This is a genomic window from Geminicoccus flavidas (assembly GCF_009806515.1).
GTDB classification, from domain to species: Bacteria; Pseudomonadota; Alphaproteobacteria; order Geminicoccales; family Geminicoccaceae; genus Geminicoccus; species Geminicoccus flavidus.
In genome coordinates, this window is sequence record NZ_WUJP01000972.1 from 1 (window position 1) to 6,066 (window position 6,066).

Consider the following 6,066-nt stretch of genomic DNA (forward strand, 5'->3'; position numbering starts at 1 on the left):
CTTCCACCAGCGCCAGCGCTTTGCCGTCGGCGCCGAGCACGCCGAAATCCGCGGTGTTGGTGCCGCCACCACCGTCCCGGATCCGGAGCCAGACCCGATCCGCCATGGCATCCGGTGCCGCACGGCACAAGCCAGCGCAGCCGGCCAGCATGGGCGGGCGGCGCTCGACATCGGGCGCCAGCGCATAGAGGAGCTGGGCCGCAGCCTCGATGACGCCCGGCTCCCCCAGCGTCAGGCCGGGCAGGAGTGTGCCGGTGGCGCAGTCGTCGCCATGGACGCGGATTTCCGCCAGGCAGCGTGCCTGTGGGCCGTAGCGGAAGCCTGCGGCCTCGATGCGGCGATAGAGCTGGTCGGCACTCAGCCTGGTCCCACCGGACGAAGGCAGTGCTGGCGGTGCCAGAGCAGACCCGGCGGCGACACGCGCCGCCAGATGGATGATCCAGCTGGCGCCTGCCGCGTCCCGGCTCTCGAGCAGCGTCTCGCCGCCCGCCTGGCGCCAGCGGATCTCACGGGGTGCCTCGACCTGGAGCGGCTGCTCGAAGCGCATCGACTCCAGGCGGCCCGCCTGCGGCAGCAGGTGCAGCAGCACGCCCAGATGGGCGAGCCCACCCGTGCCGGCCAGGAGCGGATCGTCCGGATGCAGCAGCCGCGCAGGGGCACGCGCCCCGGGCAACGGGAAGCGCTGGCGGCGGAAGACTGGCGGCGGGAGGGCCGGCCGGGTGTTCCCGGCAGCCGGCGGGACCCGCTCCAGCACCAGATGGGCATTGCTGCCGCTGAACCCGAACGAGCTGACGCCGACGCGCGCGATGCCCGGCACCGGCCGGGTCGGGACCTGGAAATCCAGGCCGGGCGTGCGGATCTCCGGGTTCAGGCGCTGGAAATGGAGATTGGGCGGTGCGGTGTCGTGGAGGAGCGCCAGGACCGCCTTGATCAGGCCGGCCATGCCGGCCGCGGCCTCGGCATGGCCGATCACGCTCTTGACCGTGCCGACCAGGAGCGGCCGGCTGCGCCCGGCGAACACGCCGGCCAGCGCCTGCGCCTCGATCACGTCGCCCAGCGGCGTGCCGCTGCCATGGGCCTCGATCAGGTCGATCGCGTCGGGGGCGAGGTCGGCATCGGCGAGGGCCGCCCGGATCACCGCCATCTGGGCCGGGCCGTTGGGCGCGGTGAGGCCGGCACTACGGCCATCCTGGTTGACCGCCGAGCCGCGGATCACCGCGTGGACCCGGTCGCCCTGCGCTTCGGCATCGGCCAGACGGCGCAGCACCACCACGCCCACGCCTTCCGAGCGGCCATAGCCGTCCGCGGCGGCATCGAAGCTCTTGCAGCGGCCGTCCTTCGCCAGCATTCCGGCCTCGGCGAAGCTTTGGCTGAGTTCCTCCGACAGCATCAGGCTGACCCCGCCGACCAGCGCCAGGTCGCACTCGCCGGCACGCAGGGCCCGGACGGCCAGATGCGCCACGGTGAGGGAGGAGGAGCAGGCCGTGTCGACCGTGAGGCAGGGCCCCTTCAGGTCCAGCGCGTAGGCGATCCGGCCGGCGGCGACGGCGGGGCTGGTGCCGCTGCCATAGAAGCGGTCGACGCCGCCAGCGAGCGTGCGGCGGGCGAAGTCGTTGGTGGCGAGGCCGACGAACACGCCGGTGCGGCTGCCACGCAGGCTCGCCAGATCGACGCCGGCATCGGCGAGCGCCTGCCAGCTCGTCTCCAGCAGGAGGCGGTGCTGGGGGTCCATCGCCTGCGCCTCGCGCGGCGTGATCTCGAAGAAGGCCGGGTCGAAGCCCTCCACATCGTCGAGGAAGCCGCCCTGCGGCGGGCCGTCGGTGGCGGCGCGCCCGGGCGGCACCGGCCCGATCGGGTCGCGGCCAGCCAGGAGCATGTCCCAGAACGCGCGGGGATCGTCGGCGCCGCCGGGAAAGCGGCAGGCCATGCCGATGACCGCGACCGGCGGGCGCAGCTCGCCCTGAAGCGAGGCGAGCCGGCCCTTCAGGCTGCGGATCTCCAGAAGGGCGCGCTTGAGCAGTTCGCGCGTGTCGGGCGTGGGCTCGCTCAAGCAGGCGTCTCCAGCTCGCTCGCGAGCAGGGCGGCGAGATCGTCCTCCACGAGCCGGTCCAGCTCGTCACTCTCGGGGAAGAGCAGCCCGTCCAGATGCGAAGCCAGCGCCTCCAGGGTCGGGTAGTCGAAGGCCAGGCTGGCGGGCAGGTCCAGCCCCAGGGCCTGCGCCAGCTCGTTGCGGAAACTCACCGCCAGGAGCGAATCCAGGCCCAGCTCGCGCAGGGCCCGCCCGCGGTCGAGCCGCGTCCCTTCGGCAAAGCCCAGCAGACGGCAGGCCATCTCGCCGAGCGCGCCGGTCAGCAGGTCGATGCGCCCATCGGCCGGTGCCTCCTCCAGCCGCGCGCGCAGGCCCGTCGCGGCAGGTGCGCGCTCTGCCGGTCGCTCGTCCTGCCGGTCCATCACCAGGGTCAGGCCTCCACCTTCCGCCAGCGCCACCAGGGCGGCGGCGGCGGCCGCGTCGGGCGGCATGGCCCGGTAGCCTGTCGCCAGCAGCCGGTCGCGGTGCAGCGGGGTGAGTGCGGCGAACATGCCGCCCTGCCAGGGGCCGAAGGCCAGCACCGTGGCCGGCAGGCCGCTGGTACGGCGCGCCCGGGCCAGGCCTTCCAGCCAGGCATTCGCGGCAGCATAGGCGGCCTGGCCGGCGGCACCGGTATGGGCGACCGTGGAGGACACCAGCACGAACGCGTCGAGCTGGCGGTGGCGGGTCAGCGCGTCCAGGTGGCGGGCACCCTCCAGCTTGGCGTGGAAGGTGGCGGCGATGCCCGCGTCGTCGAGGCGGGCGAGCGGCGCGTCCTGGACGACACCAGCGGCATGGACGACGCCCCGCAGGTCCGGCAGGTCATCCAGCAGGCACGCCACGGCGGCCCGGTCGCCGATATCGAGCGCCACGGTCTCGAAGTCGCTTTCGGGCTGGGGCCGGCGGCCGGCCAGGACGATGCGCGTGGCCCCCTGTCCCCGGAGCATCCGGGCAAGTGCGCTGCCCACGGCGCCGGTCCCGCCGGTGACCAGCCAGGTGCCGCCCTGGATGCGGTGCCCCGGCCAGACCAGCACCGTCTTGCCGACCGTACGGCCCTGCGCCAGGGCGGCGAATGCTTCGCCCGCGGCGGCCGGACCTGCCTCACTGCGCGGCAGCGGCTGGATGATGCCGGCGGCAAGCAGGTCCAGGATCTGGCCCATCCGGCTGCGGAACCAGGCAGGATCGGCAGCCAGCGGCTGCTCCAGGTCGTAGCTGAAGTGTTGGGCACCGGGCGGAAGGGCTGGTGCTGGCGCATTGCCGAGCTCGATGAAGCTGCCGCCCTCGCGCAGCAGGCCGGCGGACGCTGCCGCGGTGGCGCTGCCAAAGGCATGCAGCACGAGGTCGATGTCAGCACCGCCGCTCCACTCCCGCACGGCGGCGACGAAGCTCGTGTCGCGCGAGGAGGCGGTAGCCTCGGCACCGAGGCGGCGTGCCCAGGCCTGCTTGCCCGGGCTGGTGGTGGCGAAGATCCGGGCACCCCGCCAGCGGGCGAGCTGGATCGCCGCCATGCCGACCCCGCCGGCACCGGCATGGATCAGGACACGCTGGCCCGGCTGCAGCTGGGCCAGCTCGATCAGCCCGTGCCAGGCGGTGAGGAAGGCGATTGGCAGGGTGGCGGCGGCTTCCGGCAGGAGCCCGTCCGGCAGGCGGATGCAGCGGCTGGCCGGCAGGGTGAGCTGGCTGGCATGGGCACCGCTGGCGAACAACAGAACCCGGTCGCCGGGCGCCAGATCCTGGACGCCTGCCCCGACCAGGATCACCTCGCCGGCCGCCTCCAGACCCAGCGCGTCGCCAGCGACCCGACCCAGGGCGGTCAGCGTGTCCTTGAAGTTCAGGCCGCTCGCCAGGATGCGGACTTGCACCTCGCCCTCACCCGGCGGACGCGGCTCGGATGGCGCCAGTTCCAGTGCTTCCAGCCTGCCGGCCGTGCCGGCGCGCAAGTGATGAGCGCCATCCATGGACGGCGGCAGGCGGTGGAGTTCCGGCAGGTAGGGAGTGCCGCCGCGCAGCGCCAGGCACGGGTGGTCGGACAGCAGCCGGTCCGGCAGGCGATCCTCCGCAGGGTCCAGGTCGAGCCAGGTACAGCGCAGCTCTGGATGCTCGGCGGCAATGGTCGCCACCAGGCCGGCCAGGATGGCGGCTGCCGGCGGTTCGGCCGGCAGGACCGGCGGAGCTGCCGCGGCACCACGGCTCACCAGCAGGAGACGCGGCGGGTGCGCCCGGCCGGCGAGCGACCGGACCAGTTCGGCCGTCTCGCGAAGGCAGGAGCGCGGGTCTGCTGCCGTCATCGGCCGCAGATCGATCACGCCTGCCGCATCCTCCGGCACCTGACTGGGGCCCCGGGTCAGGACATGCCAGCCCGGGCAGGGCAGGGCGAGGTCGTCCGGGGTCGGGCGCCAGCGCAGCTCGTGCAGCCAGTTCCAGTGCCGGCTGCCGATCCGGCGAAAGCGCAGGCGCGAGAACCACGCCACCGTCTGACCGTCCGGGCCCAACAGCCAAGCCTCGCCCGTCGCATCCTCCCGGTCGAGCCGCACGAGCCGGGCGCGGCAATGGCTGGCAGTGCCGCCGGCCCAGCCGAACCCGCCAATCGCGGCGGGAAGCCAGGTTTCCTCCTGCGGCAGGAGCGAGGTCAGGGTCTGCAGGGCATGGTCGAGCAGCGCCGGGTCCGGCTGGAGAGCCGTAGCCGCAGGCGGCGCCGCCAGCTCCGCTTCGGCCAAGTCGCCACCGCGGTGCAGTGTCCGGATCCGGCAGAAGGCGCTGCCGAAGGCGAAGCCCCGCTTGGTCAGCTCGTCCTGGTGGCCGGCCGCGTCGAGCACGTCCGCTGCCTGTAGGGCTGCCGGGGCCAGCGGAGCATCCGGCAACGGGACAGGGCGCGCCCTGCAGGTGCGGCGCCAGTCATCACCCCACTGGGCGAACAGCTCGACCTGTCCCCCTTCCGTCTGGACCAGCTGGATGTCGCGCCCGTCCGCGGGCACGTCCAGCCGTTCCAGGATCTCGACGTCCTGCAGCGCCGACATGCCCGCCGCCGCACACAGGGCGAGAAAGCCGGTGGCGGGCAGGATCGTGCTCCCGTCGACCCGGTGGTCGCGGATCCAGTCGAGATCCTGGGTCAGGCGGCCGGTGCGGACGGTGAGCCCGGTGCCGGCGATCCGTTGCGGGGCACCCAGCACCGGCGTGGCAACCGGTTCCACGATGTCCGGAAGCCAGTGGCGCTCGCGGGCGAACGGATAGGTCGGCAACGGAATGCGGCGGCCGCGCGTGGGCGGCAGGTCTGGCAGCGGCCGGTCGGACGGTTCCAGCCGTTCCAGCTCGGCGGGCGTGCGGGCGATCGCCCACCAGGCGAGCCGGGAGCGGCCGACCGCCATGCTGTGGCAGGCGTCATCGAACGGGATGGCATGGCGCGCGAGATATGCTGCGAGCGCCTGGCCCAGCCGGCGGACGGCTTCCGGTGTGGCGCCGGTCACGAGCAGCTGGCCGTCACCTTCCGCCGCCGGGGCAGCCGGGCGTGCCGGCGGTGCTTCCAGCACGACATGGGCATTGGTGCCGCTGGCGCCGAACGCACTGATCCCAGCACGGGGCGGATCGACCGGCCAAGGGGCGGGCGCGGTCGGCATCTGGATCGGCGTGGCGTTCGCCGCCACGTGCGGGTTGAGGCGGGTGAAGTGCAGATGCGGCGGGATGCTCGGGCGGCGCAGGGCCAGCGCCGCCTTGATCACGCCCGCGATGCCGGCCGCGGCCTCGGCATGGCCGAAATTGGTCTTCACCGAGCCCACCAGGAGCGGGGCGGTGCGGCCCCCGAACACGTTGGCCAGCGCGTCGAACTCGATCGGGTCGCCGAGCTTCGTCCCGGTGCCGTGGGCCTCGATCATGCCGATCGCAGCGGGCTCGAGCCCGGCATCCGCCAGGGCGGCACGGATCACCGCTTCCTGGGCCAGTCCGTTCGGCGCGGTGAAGCCGGAGCTGCGGCCGTCATGGTTCACCGCGCTGCCGCGCACCAC

The 6,066-nt window shown here is 73.8% G+C and carries 2 protein-coding genes; both read right to left on the bottom strand.

Going from position 1 to position 6,066, the window contains the following annotated elements:
* Nucleotides 1-2,050, bottom strand: a 2,050-nt coding sequence (locus tag EQG76_RS27805; RefSeq protein ID WP_200841183.1) for a polyketide synthase family protein, incomplete at its 3' end; no start/stop codon positions are given.
* Nucleotides 2,047-6,066 (bottom strand): SDR family NAD(P)-dependent oxidoreductase (locus tag EQG76_RS27810; protein WP_159718314.1); only part of this gene is annotated, 4,020 nt, incomplete at its 5' end. The genes EQG76_RS27810 and EQG76_RS27805, both read right to left, overlap by 4 nt.